Raw genomic sequence first — 15,805 nt, 5'->3', positions numbered from 1 at the left:
TCCTTAGCATAAGTAACATTACATTTTTGTTTTTCCTTTCATTATAGGGATGGGGTGGGGATAAGATTGAAAGTACTTATTGCAATTGATTCATTTAAAGGAAGCATTTCTTCAAGAAAGGGAAGTGAGGCTATTGCAGCAGGAATAAAAGATGTTTATCCTGAATCGGAAATCTTGTTAATGCCTTTAGCTGACGGAGGAGAAGGCACTGTGGAGACATTAGTGCAAGTAACCAACGGCACACTTATAGTAAAAGAAGTTTTAGGACCTTATAGGAATAAGGTTCAGGCAACTTATGGTACCTTAGATGACGGAAAGACAGCGGTCATAGAAGTAGCCGAAGCATGCGGCTTGCCACTCGTTCCGAACGATCGGCGAAACCCATTGTTTACAACCACATATGGCGTTGGAGAACTTATAAAAGATGCCATGGATAGAGGATGTCGAGAGTTTGTAATAGGTCTAGGTGGCAGTGCTACAAATGACGCCGGCATGGGGATGCTGCAAGCATTAGGGTATCGTTTCTTAAACGAAAAGGAGAAAGAAACTGGTTTAGGTGGAAAAGAGCTGAAGGAAGTCTACAGAATAGATAGTTCTAATGCAGACAGTAGATTGAAGGAATGTTCATTTAAAGTGGCTTGTGATGTAGATAATCCTTTATACGGCTCTGAAGGTGCGAGTCATGTATTCGGACCTCAAAAAGGCGCGACGAGTGAGATGATACAACAGCTTGATGAGGGACTAAAGCAATTTTCCTCTGCTGCTTATCAAATGCTTGGAGAAAATATTAATGATATCCCAGGTGCAGGTGCAGCTGGTGGATTAGGAGCTGCATTTGGCGGGTTCCTGAATGGCGAGCTGCAGTCTGGGATAGATTTAGTTCTAGAAATTATCGAGATGGAGAAGCAAATTCAGGGAGCTGACTTTGTAATTACCGGAGAGGGAAAACTTGATGCGCAAACTTCTAGGGGAAAAGCTCCTTTGGGGGTGGCTCGCTTGGGCAAAAGATACGACATACCGGTTATAGCCTTAGCAGGCAGTGTTACAGAGAAAACAGGTATTTTAAACGGGAATGGTATCACTTCTTATTTCTCTATTGTAAATACTCCAATGAGTTTAGAAGAAGCAATGAACACTGAAGTAGCTTATAAAAACCTTAAATTGACAGCAAACCAGCTATTTCGTCTAATTAAATCAGTTAATAACGTAATATAAAAGTGGGTGGAAGCATTTTGCTTTCCAACCTCCAAAAAACTGGAGTCAACTTCAATTAGACCGAAGCGGTCATAAAAGTACTTTTATGATCGCTTTGAGTTAAATAAATTTTATACCTAAAAGAACGTTCGAAAACGTATAGGAGTTTTTTTAAAACGTTCTTGGTATTAGGTATACTTTTCCGGACTATTTAAGAGGAAAAAAGTTGAGTGGTAATATTCTGAAGTGATTAATTGTAGTTGATTGAAAGTCATTTACATTTTAAAATTCTTAAGCAATGGCGGCCAACTTCAGATCCAATATTTCATTGCCGAATTGATCTCTTAAGAAGAGTGGTAATATGGAATTAAGCATAGTGCTTATAGCACTTGATAGAGAGTGATCCAAGAATGGCGGTAAAATGCTAAAATAATTTTTCTGAAATATAAGATATTATTAGGTTCTATCACTTGGTTTTCCACTCGCAACAATGCTTTTTATCTAACATTGTTTGGGGTTTGCATCATAACAACGTGCAGCCAATGCACCACTAGATGGTTTCAACAACCTCTAGTGGTATAATCAAAAAATAAATTGCTGATGTAGGGTTTTCAATACATAGGAGTTCAAGTATTGAAGTTCAGTAACTATAATGGTGGTATAAATATCTACTGAGAAGAGATGGATAACTCCTTTTGTCATGATAACTTTTTGAGTAGCGATGTTATTGGTCCACTCTAATGTTGGATCAGAGTTAGGTTAAAATATATTGCATTTGGGCAGGGCTTTCGTTACAGATGTAATTTTAAGCCTTCGTGTGATGGTTTAAATCCCAGCTTTTCATAAAAATGAAGTGCTTCGGGTCTATTTTTATCTGTAGTTAATTGAACTAAGTGACATCTGCGTTTTTTTGCACGGTGAATTGCCCATTTAATCATTTCAGATCCTACACCTTTTCCACGTTCGATAGGTGCAGTTCGAACACCTTCAATTGTAGCTCTCCATCCGCCTTGATAAGTAATGAAAGGAGTAAACGTAATCTGCTGGACACCGATAATATCATTCCCATAACAGGCTACTATCAATTCATTATTTGGGTCGGAGTTTATTGAGTGAAATGCATCTAAGTAAGTATCAGGCAATGGTTGTTTATAGTTTTCTCTCTTACTTCCTAGAACATCATCTGATAGGAGATACACTATTCTGTCAAGATCTTGAATTTTTGCCTCTCTAAATATAACCTGATTCAAATTCATTAAGATCACCTTCTTATATTAGTAACCTATTGCAACTTTCATTGGACTAAGGGGCGCAATAAAATATTATTTATTGTGAAATAAATTACCTGAAATACCATTTCATGGCATTTGTATACAAAATCTTATCAGTAGCTTGATCATCAAATAAACTCTGAACTAATTCAATGTCTTTGTATTCAAAAGGCCTCTTGGCTCTTGTTGATGGTAAATCTGTACCGAACATAAGAGCATCAGGGTTTACTTTATATATAGACTTTAAAGCGTTTTCAATATTTAGTTCAACTCGTCCAAACCCTGTAGCTTTTACGTGTATGCCTTTATCTACTAATCTTAAAAGATGTGTTAGCCCCTCTTCTGACAATCCTAAGTGATCAATTGAAATAGCAGGTAGTTTCACAATGGTTGATGCAATTTCGGGCAATTGTTTTGCATCAATATAAAGTTCGCTATGCCATCCGGCCAAATCGTAAACTCTTCTTGCAAAGTAATCAAGTTTAGACAAATCCTCCGATCCGCCCCGTTTAATATTAAATCGTAATGCTCTTACTCCATGGTTATGTAATTTTAAGATTTCTTCATCTGTTACAGTGTAAGGTAACTGTGTGACGCCACAAAAAGCTTCTCCCATTTGTTTAAGTGCCTTCAGTAAGTATTCCTGATCAAAACCTTGAAACGATCCAGACACAATTGCTCCACCCAATACATTCAAGTCAGCAGTCTCTTTACGATAATCTTCTGTAACGTAGCTAGGTGGGGTATATCCTTGATTTTCAATAACAGGATAATCAAAGTCTATTATGTGAAAATGCGAATCAAATAGTCTCATATAAAATTCCCCTTTCATGGAAAGGATAACACATACAGTATAGATTGAAAATTAAGATCAATTACACAAAGCATAACTACAGAAAGAAGGAGCAGTTATATGAATCCGAAACGAAGCATTATGATTTGGGCGATTTCAGCTGAGTGAATCTTTGTATCGTCATCTTAGGCTACAGTTTGTTTACAAGTTAGAATTCCAAAATAACAGGCAATTTTGTGAAGAGTCTTAGAACCTGTAATTTCTGTAAAGGTGAAGAAAAAGAGGGGATGCCTGTTGCCATCGAACTGAATGAAAGAATAGCAGGTAAATCTGTTCCTTTTACCCTAAAGCCGGCATATACTGGTTGCCCGGTTGGCTGCGGAGAACCGTTAGTCAATGATATTGGCGTTATGAAATTCAAAAACGGATATGATTTATACATTGGTGGTAAGGCAAAAAGGTAAGGATGCAAAAACGGGCGTGTTATTCCTCGAGCAGCTGGAACCTGATAATATATACCAGTGGTAGAAAGATTGATAGACCTCTACGCTGAGCATGGCAAGAAGAGAGAGCCATTTTTTAAATTTATCAGCCGCTACGGAGTAGATGATCTTAAAAAAAAGAGTGTGGTTTAGATAATGGCATAAAAGTAATTGAAAAAAACAATTCGAACCTATGTAAATGCCGGTAAAAGCATATTAGTTCGGATTTTTTGCATAATTAGTACTATCTGACGATAAGCTTCTGCATTTTAAACAACATCCAGCGGTTAACAGCTTCCATAGGAACAGAAATATTTTGGGCATCAGGAGCTGTTATATGCACTTCATAAATGTCTTCTTTGTTGATACAAGGGAGCCACCTTCAAGGGAATTAATTGTCTCCACCGTTTACAACAATTGGCATGAGAGCCCCATACCAAACTGTATCACCAGCTGAGGATAAAGTTTCTCACTAGCGTAAAGAACTATCTAATAGTCATGTAATTAGTGGTGAGCGTTTTTATCTACTGGAATGCAAATTTTCATCGAATGAGTAGTTAAATCTCATTTTAGTAAAGTTGAATTCAATATCCACACTTTAACCCACAGTAACTAATACCTTAGAATAAGGTGGAGATCACAGGTCCAAATTGATAATCTTAATATGATCATAAGTATAAATGACCAAAAGTAAAATACTAAGGATCATCCAGATTTTCTGCAGATGAGAGAACCTTACTTTACCTACTCAAAGAAAATGGAGCGTGAGTATTCAACACTCACGCTCCATTTCTTTCGATTGGCACTATATGATTTGTGTCCTAACTATTAACGCCAGGTATTCATCCCGCCTCTGACATTGGTTATTCTATTGAAGCCCATCTTTCTAAGCACTTTTGCAGCTTGTGAACTTCGCATCCCGCTTTGACAGATGACAACTACTTCTTTATTTTGATCTAAGTTCGAAGCTTTGCTATTCAATTCATGAAGTGGAATATTCTTGAATTGTTTAATATGGTTTGCTTTGTACTCAGCAGAGGTACGCACATCGATAAACTGTTTGTTCTTGTCTTTTAAAATACCTCTCAGTTCCATAGTGCCAATTTGTTTAGCAGCTTTGTTCGAGAAGTGATTCCTTATGACAAAATAGACAATTAGAGCAATGATGAAGTATATGATAAACTCCAAGGTTTTCTCTCCAATCGATGTTAGATAAATAGATTTACGTTGCCGTCTTCAGCATCACCAAGATATGCAGCAACTCCTGCATATTCAATCTCATCTAACAATTCTTCTTTTTGCAGTCCCAGTAAATCCATTGTCATCGTACAAGCAACGAGTTTGACGTCTTGCTCCTGCGCCATTTCTATGAGCTGCGGAAGGGTCATTGCATTGTGTTTTTTTATTACTTTTTTAATCATTTCAGGACCCATTCCAGCCATGTTCATCTTGGATAGACCCATTTTATCTGCGCCTCTGGGCATCATTTTTGCAAACATCTTCTCCAGAAATCCTTTGTTGACTGTTACATTTTCAGCTTTTCGAAGTGCATTTAATCCCCAAAATGTGTGAAATATTGTCACCTCATGGTCATAAGCTGCGGCCCCGTTGGCAATTATATACGCTGCCATTGCTTTATCATAATCACCGCTAAATAAAACGATGGTAGTACGTTTCGTTTCTGACATTTTTCATTTCTCCCATTCTTTGGTACCTGTGCAGGTATAATTTGTTATGCTTTTCTAATCCAAAATTTCAATACGCCATCTTCTTCTGTATCTTGCAGTAATTCATGGCCGCCGGATTTCGCCCATGCGCTGAGATCTGCTTTTGCCCCTTTGTCAGTTGCATGAACTTCCAACACATCTCCTGTATTTAGCTCATTTATCGCTTTTTTTGTTTTGACGATTGGCATGGGACAAGCTAGTCCTTTGGCATCTAACACTTTAGTACTTTGCATAAATAAATTCCTCCAACATTTCAATTTACCCATAGGGGTATTATTTTCTTTAAAAAAATATCTTAATTACCCATAGGGGTATATTAAAGGGCGTGAGGATGAAAGTCAACCCCACTAATTTTTACTTATCGGCTTTTAACTAACAAATTTACAGCTTCCTTCACCAACTCGTCAGCTTCTGTCCCGTTTTCGTTAGCTTCTCGAACACATTCCACTAGGTTAGAGCTCACAATTACACCAATAGTGCGGTCAATCGCAGTTCTTGTAGCGCTTAGCTGTGTTATAACGTCCTTACAATCTTTATTTTCTTCCATCATTTTTAAGATACCGCGTAACTGTCCCTCGATACGTTTTATTCTATTTTTACTTTGGTTATCATATTTCATAAGGTTTCCTCCAAAATTAAGTTTAATTGTGCTGTATTTACAATCGTGTCAGTCTATTCTTACCACTTGATTGATTAGTGAATACAAGATATTGCTTCAAGGAATGTTTCATACATGAAGTATCTCTATAAACAAAGAGGCAAGCAGTGGAAAGATTAGAAGCGCAAGGTTCAAGTCATCAATCTCAAATAGAATTGGGTGGCAGAATATTACTAAACTCAATATATACCCTTGTAGGTATCAAGTCAATTTTCATTATCATTCTAAAATAAGTAAGACTAAGAAGAAGATAGGTGCATAATTTAAGTTGTTGACAGCAATTTTTTCGTTTGCTAATATACCCTCATGGGTATTTGATGGACAAATCAAACTTCTAGTGAGTTATTTTTTTTGCACGAAAATATACCTATTGGGGTATTTTAGAGTTGGGACGTCAAGTTCTTACCACACAAATTATATAAGGAGAAACAATATGAGTACAAAACCTGAAATTGAAACAATTTTGCCAACACAAGTGGCAGAGAGTCTAGAGAGGAAAGAGAAACTTCACATTATTGATGTAAGAGAACGCAACGAAATAGCTCTGGGAAGAATACCAGGAGCGAAGCACCTCCCATTGGGAGAAGTCCTAACTCGGTTAGACGATTTGGATAAAGATAAGGAATACATCATGGTATGCAGATCCGGAAATCGTAGTGGGTTGGCTGCAGAGTGGTTAGCAGATAAAGGGTTCAAAGTGAAGAATATGACAGGTGGCATGAATGACTGGGAAAGTGAAACAGAATAAAACCTAAATAGGGGGATATGAAGAATGAGTATTAAAACAGATCATGTATTGGATGCGAAAGGACTAGCTTGTCCGATGCCAATCGTCAAAACGAAGAAAGCGATGAAAGAGGTCATGCCAGGACAGGTTATCGAGGTTCAGGCCACTGACAAAGGTTCTCTGGCAGATATTCAAGCTTGGGCAAAAAGCAGCGGTCACCAGTATCTCGGTTCAACAGAGGAAGGAGAGGTACTGAAACACTACCTCCGCAAATCAGGTGATGCAGAAGCGAAAGAAGATAAAAACTTCCCTCATACCGTTCAAAACGAAGAAATTATTCAGAAGCTGGAATCAGGGGAAGACGTCGTAATTCTGGATGTTCGGGAGCCAGCTGAATATACATTTGGTCATATACCAGGAGCAGTTTCTATTCCATTAGGAGAACTGGAAGATCGTATGGACGAGATCAGCAAAGATAAAGAAATATATGTTGTCTGCCGTACAGGAAGTCGCAGTGATTTGGCTTCTTTACAAATGGAGGAAAAAGGATTCAAACATATCAAGAATGCTGTCCAGGGTATGGCGGAGTGGACCGGCCCCATTGACAAAGTTCAAAAATAATCTAAATGGTACAAGTATTGAGGAGGAAAAAGAGATGAAATTAATTACCGCCAAAGAAGCAGCAGCAAAGGTATTAAGTAGGGAACCATTATTTATTCTGGATGTAAGGAACCAAGATGCATTTGGTGATTGGAAAATTGAAGGCTTTCATATTGAATATTTGAACGTGCCGTACTTCGATTTAATTGAAGGTGTCGAAGAAATCGTTGATAAAATACCAAAAGATAAAGATTTGCTTGTCGTATGTGCAAAACAAGGATCATCCGAAATGGTAGCAGAAATGTTGGATGAAGCTGGTTTTGAAGATGTGCTCGTTTTACAGGGTGGAATGAGAGCTTGGAGCGAGTATCTTAACCCTGTAAAGATTGGGGACCTAAGCAATGGTGGATCCATCTATCAGTTTGTTCGTGTTGGCAAAGGCTGTCTCTCGTACTTTATTGAATCTGATGGTGAGGCACTCATCGTTGACAGCAGCAGGTCTGTAGATAATTATATTGATTTCGCTAAAGAGAAAAACATCACAATCAAACATGTTGCAGATACTCATCTTCATGCTGACCATATTTCTGGAGGACGCCTCTTGCGTGAAAAGACGGAAGCAGCTTATCATTTGCCTCCAAAAGATGCAGAGGAAGTTCAGTTTGCCTATGAGGCGTTAGAAGAAGGGAAAGATTTGCAGGTAGGTGGAGCTACTGTGCGTGTGCAGTCTATCTATTCACCAGGACATACAGTTGGAAGTACTAGTTTAATTGTGGATGATAAGTACTTGCTGACCGGAGATATTTTGTTTGTGGAATCCATTGGACGTCCGGATCTTGCTGGAAAAGCAGGGGACTGGGCAGATGACTTGCGTAATACACTTTATGATACGTATAAACAATTAAATGATGAGCTAATCGTTCTTCCTGCACATTTTAGCAATCCAAGTGAGTTAGGGAAGAACGGAGAGGTACAGGCTAAACTTGGGGATTTATTTGAAAAAAATATTGGGTTAAACATGGATGAAAAAGCATTCCGTCAAGCTGTATCAGAAAATCTGCCACCTCAGCCGAATGCATATCAAGAAATTAGACAAACAAATATGGGCAAAATTAGCCCGAAAGCTGACGAACAAAGCGAAATGGAGATTGGTCCGAACCGCTGTGCCATTCATAATTAAATAAAGGAGATAATAAAAAATGGTCAGTGATAAAGTATTAGATGCAAAAGGACTTACCTGTCCAATGCCGGTAGTCAAAACAAAGAAAGCAATGAATGAACTAATACGGGAGATGTTCTGGAAATACATGCGACTGATAAAGGTTCAAAAGCTGATCTAAGCGCATGGGCGAAATCTGGCGGCTATGAGTTACTGCAAGATAAAGAAGAAGATGGCTTATTGAAATTTTGGATTAAAAAAGGTTAATTCAGAGGAGGGAGAGTTACTCCCTCTTTTTTTAGTAAGAGAGGAGCAGCAGAATGGATGTCGCCTTCATTTTGATTCTATTTGTCATAGGTCTAATTGGTTCGCTGCTTTCCGGTATGCTTGGAGTCGGCGGGGCAATCATAAATTACCCCTTATTATTATATGTACCTGTCTTATTAGGATACACGGGTTTCAACGCTTATCAAGTATCCGGGATTGTGGCTGTTCAAGTATTCTTTTCGACACTTTCGGGAGTATTCGCTTACCGTAAGGGAAATTACTTGAATAAACGTCTTATACTGACCATGGGGATTGCTGTCTTGGTTGGAAGTTTTATTGGAAGCTTTGGTTCACGTCTCTTATCTGAAGAAGGCATCAACTTTGTATATGGAATATTAGCTATAATTGCATCAATAATGATGTTTGTCCCTAAGAGGGGGAAGGATGATCTGGAGCTGTCCGACGTTACATTTTCTACAGGATTAGCAGCAGGGTTATCTTTCTTGGTAGGGATAGGAGCAGGGATTGTAGGAGCTGGAGGAGCATTCTTACTGGTTCCGATTATGTTAGTTGTATTAAAGATACCTATACGTATGACGTTAGCGACATCCTTAGCGATAACTTTTATTTCATCTATCGGTGCTGCTGCAGGGAAGCTTTCTACAGGCCAAGTACCTCTTGTTCCAGCGATTATTATTGTCTTAGCTAGTCTTATCGCTGCACCAATAGGGACGATGATCGGCAAGAAGATGAATGTCAAAATACTGAAGGTAATACTTACTCTATTAATCACAGCAACGGCAATAAAAGTTTGGATGGATATCCTGATCTGAACATATGCATGGAAAAGACTGCATCCACAAGGGGGGAGGTCGTTTCGATTCATGGGGCTATAATTGAATTAGTGAGGTTTGAGCGCTTTAGTATTCTTACTATACCTATCCTGGACATTAAGATTCGTCTAATTCTCCTTATATATGGTACAATAATATGGTACCCGTGTAGAGTACAAGGAGATATTATATGCATATCTTTAAAGGAAATGAAGGTGAATGCAATGAACAATGCCGAAGAAATTAAAGTTACTCATAGATCAACTAATGATAAAGATCAGCTAATTAAACGCTTGAAACGTATAGAAGGCCAGGTGCGAGGTATCCAAAGTATGATCGAAAACGACCGTTATTGTGTGGATATTCTTACTCAAATCTCTGCCATCAATGCTGCGATGAATAAAGTGGGTTTTCATTTATTGGAGCAACATACACACCATTGTGTATCGGATGCGATTAAGGATGGAGACGGTGCAGGAGCCATTGAAGAATTGATGGATGTTTTTAAAAGGTTTTCTAAAGCATCTTCCTAATAACAGCCAGCCATCGGATGCTGGCTTTAAATTAAACTGTTGACATACCTAACGGGGGTAATGTATATTGGAGGTGTGAGGTCATCACGACGATTAGGTGATGGAATCAAAACACAGCATAATTTGCGTGTAAACTGGGAATTATCCTAGGGAGTTACAAGATAGGCTCTTTTTAAGGGAAGAGTAGAAGGTCAGCAAAGAATTGATGCCATGTCACTAAATAAACCAAAACGCTTTATTACCCTACAAGGGTATGGTAACATGCTTGTATCTTAACAAATCATATGTTTAAGGAGGATTTTATAATGGAACATGTAACACTTAATGTAGAAGGAATGTCTTGCGCACATTGCGTTAACTCTATAGAAGGAAATGTAGGTCAGCTAAATGGTGTGGATAATGTGAAAGTCAATTTGGACGATGCAAAGGTGGAAGTGGCATTTGATTCAAATGCAGTAACCCTTCAAGAAATTAAAGATGTAATTGAAGAACAAGGATATGACGTTGCTTAACCTTCAAATAAAAATGTCATCGGATCGTGTCAGTCTTCTGCGCACGATCTGATTTTTACATTCAAATATACCCCCGTTAGGTATATGGTGATAGGAGTGAGAACATTGAGTCAAAAGGAAGCAACTCTCCAGATTACGGGAATGACATGTGCTGCTTGTGCAACGAGGATTGAAAAAGGGCTGAACAAAGTCGAAGGTGTGGAACAAGCCAACGTCAATCTTGCCCTTGAGAAAACAAACATCAAATATGATGCAGAAGTAACTGATATTGAGAAATTCAAGGAAAAGGTTCAATCCTTGGGTTATGACATTGTAACAGATAAGGCTGATTTTGATATCTCAGGCATGACCTGTTCGGCTTGTGCAAATAAGATCGAGAAACGTTTGAATAAGTTGGATGGAGTAGAACGTGCGACTGTCAACTTTGCACTGGAATCTGCTGTTGTGGAATATTACCCTGATCAAGTTTCCGTTCCTGATATGAAGGAATCGATAAAGAAACTGGGATATGCCCTTGAACAAAAGCAGGATACACAAACGGATAGAGTGGATCATCGTCAAAAAGATATTGTAAAACAGCAAGGGAAGTTTGTATTTTCCTTGATTTTATCGCTCCCATTATTATGGGCAATGGTCAGTCATTTTGAGTTTACATCTTTCATCTGGCTCCCTGATATGTTCATGAATCCTTGGGTGCAATTCGCCCTTGCGACGCCTGTGCAATTCATCGTAGGCAGACAATTTTATGTGGGAGCATATAAAGCGTTACGGAATAAGAGTGCAAACATGGACGTACTGGTTGCTTTAGGTACATCGGCTGCTTATTTTTATTCGCTGTATTTGAGCATCGCATCCCTTGGATCTCATGGTCATATGGTTGAGCTTTATTATGAAACAAGCGCGGTTTTGATTACGTTGATCATACTCGGTAAACTATTTGAAGCAAAAGCGAAGGGCCGTTCGTCCGAGGCTATTAAAAAGCTGATGGGATTACAGGCGAAAAATGCAACAGTTTTTCGTGATGGACAAGAAATGATTATCCCGATCGAAGAGGTTTTGGAAGCAGATATAGTGTACGTGAAACCAGGAGAGAAGATACCCGTTGATGGTGAGATTGTCGACGGGCAGTCAGCGCTTGATGAATCCATGTTAACCGGCGAAAGTATTCCGGTAGATAAATCCATCGGGGATAGTGTGATTGGATCAACAATCAATAAAAATGGGTTCTTAAAAATAAAAGCAACAAAAGTTGGGAAAGACACTGCATTGGCCCAAATCATCAAAGTGGTTGAAGAAGCACAAGGTTCCAAAGCACCAATACAACGGTTGGCCGATGTGATTTCAGGTATTTTTGTGCCAATTGTTGTCGGGATTGCACTGGTGACGTTCTTGATCTGGTTTTTCGCCGTAAGTCCCGGGGATTTTGCCGAGGCTCTTGAAAAATTCATCGCCGTTCTGGTCATTGCCTGTCCATGCGCACTCGGCCTGGCAACACCGACTTCCATCATGGCAGGTTCTGGTCGTGCAGCTGAGTTCGGTATTTTGTTCAAAGGCGGAGAACATCTTGAAACAACACATCGATTGGACACGATCATTCTGGATAAAACAGGTACAGTCACAAACGGTAGACCATCTTTGACAGATGTTTTGTTGGCAGATGGAATCGATGAAACCGAATTTCTGATGCTTGTAGGTACTGCTGAACGGAATTCCGAACATCCTCTTGCTGAAGCAATCGTCGAAGGCATTAAGGAGAAAGATATCGCGCTTGGATCCTCACATACCTTTGAAGCGATTCCAGGATACGGTATCCAATCGACTGTGGACAATAAACAGGTATTAATTGGAACACGCAGACTCATGAACAAGTTCGATATTAACGTACAAGATGTATTAACAGAAATGGAGCAGTTGGAGAAACAGGGTAAAACGGCAATGCTGGTAGCTATCGAAGGTCACTATGCTGGTATTATTGCTGTCGCGGACACGATCAAGGAAACATCAAAAGAAGCCATCAAACGATTGCATACCATGGGCTTGGATGTAGTGATGATTACAGGAGATAACACGCAAACAGCTAAAGCTATAGCGGAGCAAGTTGGCATAAAACAAGTCATTGCCGAAGTGCTGCCAGAAGGCAAGGCCGAAGAAGTGAAAAAACTTCAGCTTGCTGGGAAAAAAGTAGCGATGGTGGGCGATGGAATAAACGATGCACCTGCTCTAGCCGTTGCTGATATCGGGATGGCAATTGGTACGGGCACCGATGTAGCCATGGAAGCTGCCGATATCACCCTGATTCGCGGGGAGCTAACAAGCATTGCTGATGCAATTCTTATGAGTAAGAAGACAATCACCAATATCAAGCAAAATCTTTTCTGGGCACTTGCGTACAATAGTCTGGGCGTTCCAGTCGCAGCGGTAGGTCTACTGGCTCCTTGGTTAGCTGGAGCAGCGATGGCATTCAGCTCTGTATCTGTTGTACTTAATGCCTTAAGATTGCAACGGACGAAGTTAAAAGCATAACTACAGAAAGAAGGAGCAGCTTATGAATCCAAAACGAAGCATTATGATTTGGGCGATTTCAGCTGTAGTGTATCTTGGTATCGTCATCTTAGGCTACAGTTTGTTTACAGGGTAGAATTTCAAAATAACAATCCTTAGCGATAAGAGCACTATGATATCACTAGTAGATGAAGCCATGCAGCTATAATCCCTGCATGGCTTTTAAAACAGGCGGGTCCTTAAGTATATGGCTATTTATATAGAAACATTGGCTTGGGGAAGGAGAGCATATCGTTGTTTATAGTCGATAAAGAAACTTGCATAGCTTGCGGAGCATGTGGAGCAGCTGCTCCGGATATATATGAATATGATGAAGAAGGTTCAGCATTTGCTGTATGGGATGGGAACGAAGGAATAATACCGATCCTTGAGATTTATCACGATGATATGATGGACGCATTGCAAGGATGTCCTACAGGCTCGATAAAGGTCGCAGATAATTCGTTTGATGATGATCCTCTAAAATACGATTTAATTTAAATACATAAGAGTGGGGGTATTGATATGGAACAAGCTGATAAGAGGATTAAATTGGCCGTTAATGGTGGCATATCGTTTGGTTCAAAATTAAATGCCAAGCAATTGCATGTGATCGCTGCGTATATGGAGGATGGAGATGAACTAGAGCTTACGACCTTTCAGCAACTTTATATAAATGTACTTGAATCTGAAGTGGAATTTGTTAAAGAGAAATTTAGAGAAGCAGGATTATCTTGTTATCCGGTAGGCAATGTTGTGAAAAGTCTTAGAACTTGTAATTTCTGTAAAGGTGAAGAAAAAGAGGGGATGCCTGTTGCCATCGAGCTGAATAAAAGAATAGCGGGTAAATCAGTTCCTTTTACCCTAAAGCCCGCATATACAGGTTGCCCTATTGGCTGCGGGGAACCCTTAGTCAATGATATTGGCGTTATGAAATTCAAAAACGGATATGATTTATACATTGGCGGTAAAGCAAAAGGTAAGGATGCTAAAACGGGTATGTTATTCCTTGAGCAGCTGGAACCTGAAAATCTTTACCAAGTGGTTGAAAGAATGATAGATATCTACTCTGAGCATGGCAAGAAGAGAGAGCCATTTGTGAAATTTATTAACCGCTACGGAGTAGATGATCTTAAAAAACAGTTAGTGGTTTAGCAAAACACATAATCCGAACCTATGCCAATGCCAGTAAAAGCATTTACATACTAGTTCGGATTTTTTTGCTTAATTAGTTACCATCTGACGACAAGCTTCTGTACTTTTCTGACAACATCCGGTGGTTAACAGCTCCCATAGGAGTAGAAATGTTTTGGCATCAGGAGCTGTTTTATGGTCTATGACATACTCATGAGCCATTTCTTACAGAAGTGAGGGGAGTTGATCTGCTTAAAGATGATGGTTAAGGAATTTATCATCTGTTGCATTCAAATGGTTCAGTTCTCACTGATGCTGACATCTAAGAATTCCAGCGTGTCGCTGAATAGGTCTAATTGCGTAAGGCGTTGGTTCATAGTATCACCTCTTTCGGATGGTTGAGCATCTTCGATATAAAATTACGTAAATGTTTACGTTTACGTATTTATTTATATGTAGGTATGTGCCCATCTTGTTTCCAAGACAGGTATTATGGTTACAGGCATAGAACTTTCATCATGGACATACGTGTATAGCACTGCTATAATAGAAGCTATGAACACATATGACAAAATATTGGCAGCTGCTCTTAGGGTACTCGAAGAGGAGGGCGGAACCCAATTTTCGACGCGAGCCGTAACTGCAATCGCGCAGGTTACTGCTCCTACACTTTACCACCATTTCGGTAATGCCGATGGACTCCTGAGTGCAGCTATAGCGGAAGCATTCAAACAGTTATTCGAGAGCAAGATTGCCGCTGTGGAGTCTACTATTCCAGAGACGGCTCTTCGTCAAGGATGGGATGACTATGTCAGCTTCGCGGCAGCCCGTCCTCGGATTTATGCGGCGATGATGGGGCGGTTGCTCGAGGGGGCCCATATCGAGGCGGCTGATCAGTCGTACCAAGCACTAGTGCAAAATATTCAGAGAGTCGCCGATGAAGGCAAACTGGCTGTGTCAGTCCAAGCTGCGGCTGATCTGGTTTGGGCTTCCGCCAATACGGCCTCTTGGCTGTATGTGACGGCTCAAATTCGCAAAGCCCCTCCCCCAAAGCCCAAAGTTGTAGATCTCATTAGAGAAAGCGTAATGCAGATTATTTTGATTCAAAATCAAGACGCCGATTCAAGCCTTAATTCAGAAGACACATAAAAAAATCGCTATCTAACCTGGCCTCCAGGTTGATGGCGGTTTTTTTTATATTTGAAGGAGTTCTATAGGATTCGTGGTATAACAAGTGAAATGTGACACGTCGTGTATCACCCAACGCCCGTCAAAACGATGTTTCGAACTGCAGGGTTAACCCTTACAAAAAGTATATAGCACTGCTATAGACGGATCTGTATAGCAGTGCTATAATGTCGGTATAGCACTGCT

17 protein-coding genes and 2 pseudogenes are annotated in these 15,805 nt (G+C 39.7%); 13 read left to right on the top strand and 6 right to left on the bottom strand.

Going from position 1 to position 15,805, the window contains the following annotated elements:
* Nucleotides 1-66 precede the first annotated feature (66 nt).
* Nucleotides 67-1,215, top strand: a complete 1,149-nt coding sequence (locus SFC25_RS13690) for a glycerate kinase (RefSeq protein WP_411215809.1) — start codon at nucleotides 67-69, stop codon at nucleotides 1,213-1,215.
* Between the two features lie 770 nt (nucleotides 1,216-1,985).
* On the opposite strand, the gene SFC25_RS13685 is transcribed toward SFC25_RS13690, so the two are convergent.
* Both SFC25_RS13685 and SFC25_RS13680 read right to left on the bottom strand, forming a co-directional pair.
* Entirely contained in the window at nucleotides 1,986-2,450 is a 465-nt protein-coding gene (locus tag SFC25_RS13685; RefSeq protein ID WP_411215808.1) for a GNAT family N-acetyltransferase, read from the bottom strand.
* Nucleotides 2,451-2,535: 85 nt separating this feature from the next.
* Nucleotides 2,536-3,279, bottom strand: a complete 744-nt coding sequence (locus tag SFC25_RS13680) for an amidohydrolase family protein (protein WP_411215807.1) — start codon at nucleotides 3,277-3,279, stop codon at nucleotides 2,536-2,538.
* 206 nt (nucleotides 3,280-3,485) lie between these two features.
* Here SFC25_RS13680 and SFC25_RS13675 point away from each other — a divergent pair.
* Nucleotides 3,486-3,893: pseudogene (locus SFC25_RS13675) on the top strand (nitrite reductase); the annotation flags it as partial.
* A 675-nt stretch (nucleotides 3,894-4,568) separates the two neighbouring features.
* Here the strand turns inward: SFC25_RS13675 and SFC25_RS13670 are convergent.
* From SFC25_RS13670 to SFC25_RS13655, 4 genes are all read right to left on the bottom strand, one after another.
* Nucleotides 4,569-4,928, bottom strand: a complete 360-nt coding sequence (locus SFC25_RS13670) for a rhodanese-like domain-containing protein (RefSeq protein ID WP_411215806.1) — start codon at nucleotides 4,926-4,928, stop codon at nucleotides 4,569-4,571.
* Between the two features lie 20 nt (nucleotides 4,929-4,948).
* On the bottom strand, nucleotides 4,949-5,428 hold the full coding sequence (locus SFC25_RS13665) for a DsrE/DsrF/DrsH-like family protein (RefSeq protein ID WP_411215805.1): 480 nt from the start codon (nucleotides 5,426-5,428) through the stop codon (nucleotides 4,949-4,951).
* Nucleotides 5,429-5,472: 44 nt separating this feature from the next.
* Nucleotides 5,473-5,700 carry a sulfurtransferase TusA family protein gene (locus SFC25_RS13660; protein WP_411215804.1) on the bottom strand — a complete coding sequence of 76 codons (228 nt, stop codon included), beginning with the start codon at nucleotides 5,698-5,700 and terminating at the stop codon, nucleotides 5,473-5,475.
* Nucleotides 5,701-5,825: 125 nt separating this feature from the next.
* Nucleotides 5,826-6,086 carry a metal-sensitive transcriptional regulator gene (locus tag SFC25_RS13655; protein ID WP_374075856.1) on the bottom strand — a complete coding sequence of 87 codons (261 nt, stop codon included), beginning with the start codon at nucleotides 6,084-6,086 and terminating at the stop codon, nucleotides 5,826-5,828.
* A 472-nt stretch (nucleotides 6,087-6,558) separates the two neighbouring features.
* Between SFC25_RS13655 and SFC25_RS13650 the strand changes: the two genes are divergently transcribed.
* The 11 genes and pseudogenes from SFC25_RS13650 (at nucleotide 6,559) to SFC25_RS13600 (ending at nucleotide 15,580) form a co-directional block, all read left to right on the top strand.
* Nucleotides 6,559-6,873 carry a rhodanese-like domain-containing protein gene (locus tag SFC25_RS13650; RefSeq protein ID WP_411215803.1) on the top strand — a complete coding sequence of 105 codons (315 nt, stop codon included), beginning with the start codon at nucleotides 6,559-6,561 and terminating at the stop codon, nucleotides 6,871-6,873.
* A gap of 24 nt (nucleotides 6,874-6,897) precedes the next feature.
* Entirely contained in the window at nucleotides 6,898-7,473 is a 576-nt protein-coding gene (locus SFC25_RS13645) for a sulfurtransferase TusA family protein (protein ID WP_411215802.1), read from the top strand.
* A gap of 34 nt (nucleotides 7,474-7,507) precedes the next feature.
* Nucleotides 7,508-8,632, top strand: coding sequence for an MBL fold metallo-hydrolase (locus SFC25_RS13640; RefSeq protein WP_411215872.1), 1,125 nt, complete (start codon nucleotides 7,508-7,510; stop codon nucleotides 8,630-8,632).
* Nucleotides 8,633-8,651: 19 nt separating this feature from the next.
* Nucleotides 8,652-8,878, top strand: a pseudogene (locus tag SFC25_RS13635) (sulfurtransferase TusA family protein).
* A gap of 53 nt (nucleotides 8,879-8,931) precedes the next feature.
* Complete coding sequence (locus SFC25_RS13630) at nucleotides 8,932-9,711, top strand: sulfite exporter TauE/SafE family protein (protein WP_411215801.1); 780 nt, start codon at nucleotides 8,932-8,934, stop codon at nucleotides 9,709-9,711.
* Between the two features lie 224 nt (nucleotides 9,712-9,935).
* Complete coding sequence (locus tag SFC25_RS13625) at nucleotides 9,936-10,244, top strand: metal-sensing transcriptional repressor (RefSeq protein WP_411215800.1); 309 nt, start codon at nucleotides 9,936-9,938, stop codon at nucleotides 10,242-10,244.
* A 305-nt stretch (nucleotides 10,245-10,549) separates the two neighbouring features.
* Nucleotides 10,550-10,756 (top strand): copper chaperone CopZ, encoded by a 207-nt coding sequence (copZ, locus tag SFC25_RS13620; protein ID WP_411215799.1) that lies wholly within the window; start codon nucleotides 10,550-10,552, stop codon nucleotides 10,754-10,756.
* Between the two features lie 105 nt (nucleotides 10,757-10,861).
* On the top strand, nucleotides 10,862-13,279 hold the full coding sequence (locus SFC25_RS13615) for a heavy metal translocating P-type ATPase (RefSeq protein ID WP_411215798.1): 2,418 nt from the start codon (nucleotides 10,862-10,864) through the stop codon (nucleotides 13,277-13,279).
* Nucleotides 13,280-13,552: 273 nt separating this feature from the next.
* Nucleotides 13,553-13,798, top strand: a complete 246-nt coding sequence (locus SFC25_RS13610; RefSeq protein ID WP_411215797.1) for a ferredoxin — start codon at nucleotides 13,553-13,555, stop codon at nucleotides 13,796-13,798.
* Between the two features lie 24 nt (nucleotides 13,799-13,822).
* The gene (locus tag SFC25_RS13605; RefSeq protein WP_411215796.1) at nucleotides 13,823-14,452 is read left to right on the top strand and encodes a nitrite reductase; all 630 of its coding nucleotides are present in this window, start codon (nucleotides 13,823-13,825) and stop codon (nucleotides 14,450-14,452) included.
* Between the two features lie 534 nt (nucleotides 14,453-14,986).
* Nucleotides 14,987-15,580 (top strand): TetR/AcrR family transcriptional regulator, encoded by a 594-nt coding sequence (locus tag SFC25_RS13600; protein WP_411215795.1) that lies wholly within the window; start codon nucleotides 14,987-14,989, stop codon nucleotides 15,578-15,580.
* The last annotated feature ends 225 nt before the right edge of the window (nucleotides 15,581-15,805 follow it).

This window comes from Terribacillus saccharophilus (assembly GCF_046592595.1).
GTDB classification, from domain to species: Bacteria; Bacillota; Bacilli; order Bacillales; family Amphibacillaceae; genus Terribacillus; species Terribacillus saccharophilus_C.
The sequence above is the reverse complement of the archived record's forward strand: the minus strand, read 5'-3'. Positions and strand labels throughout refer to the sequence as shown.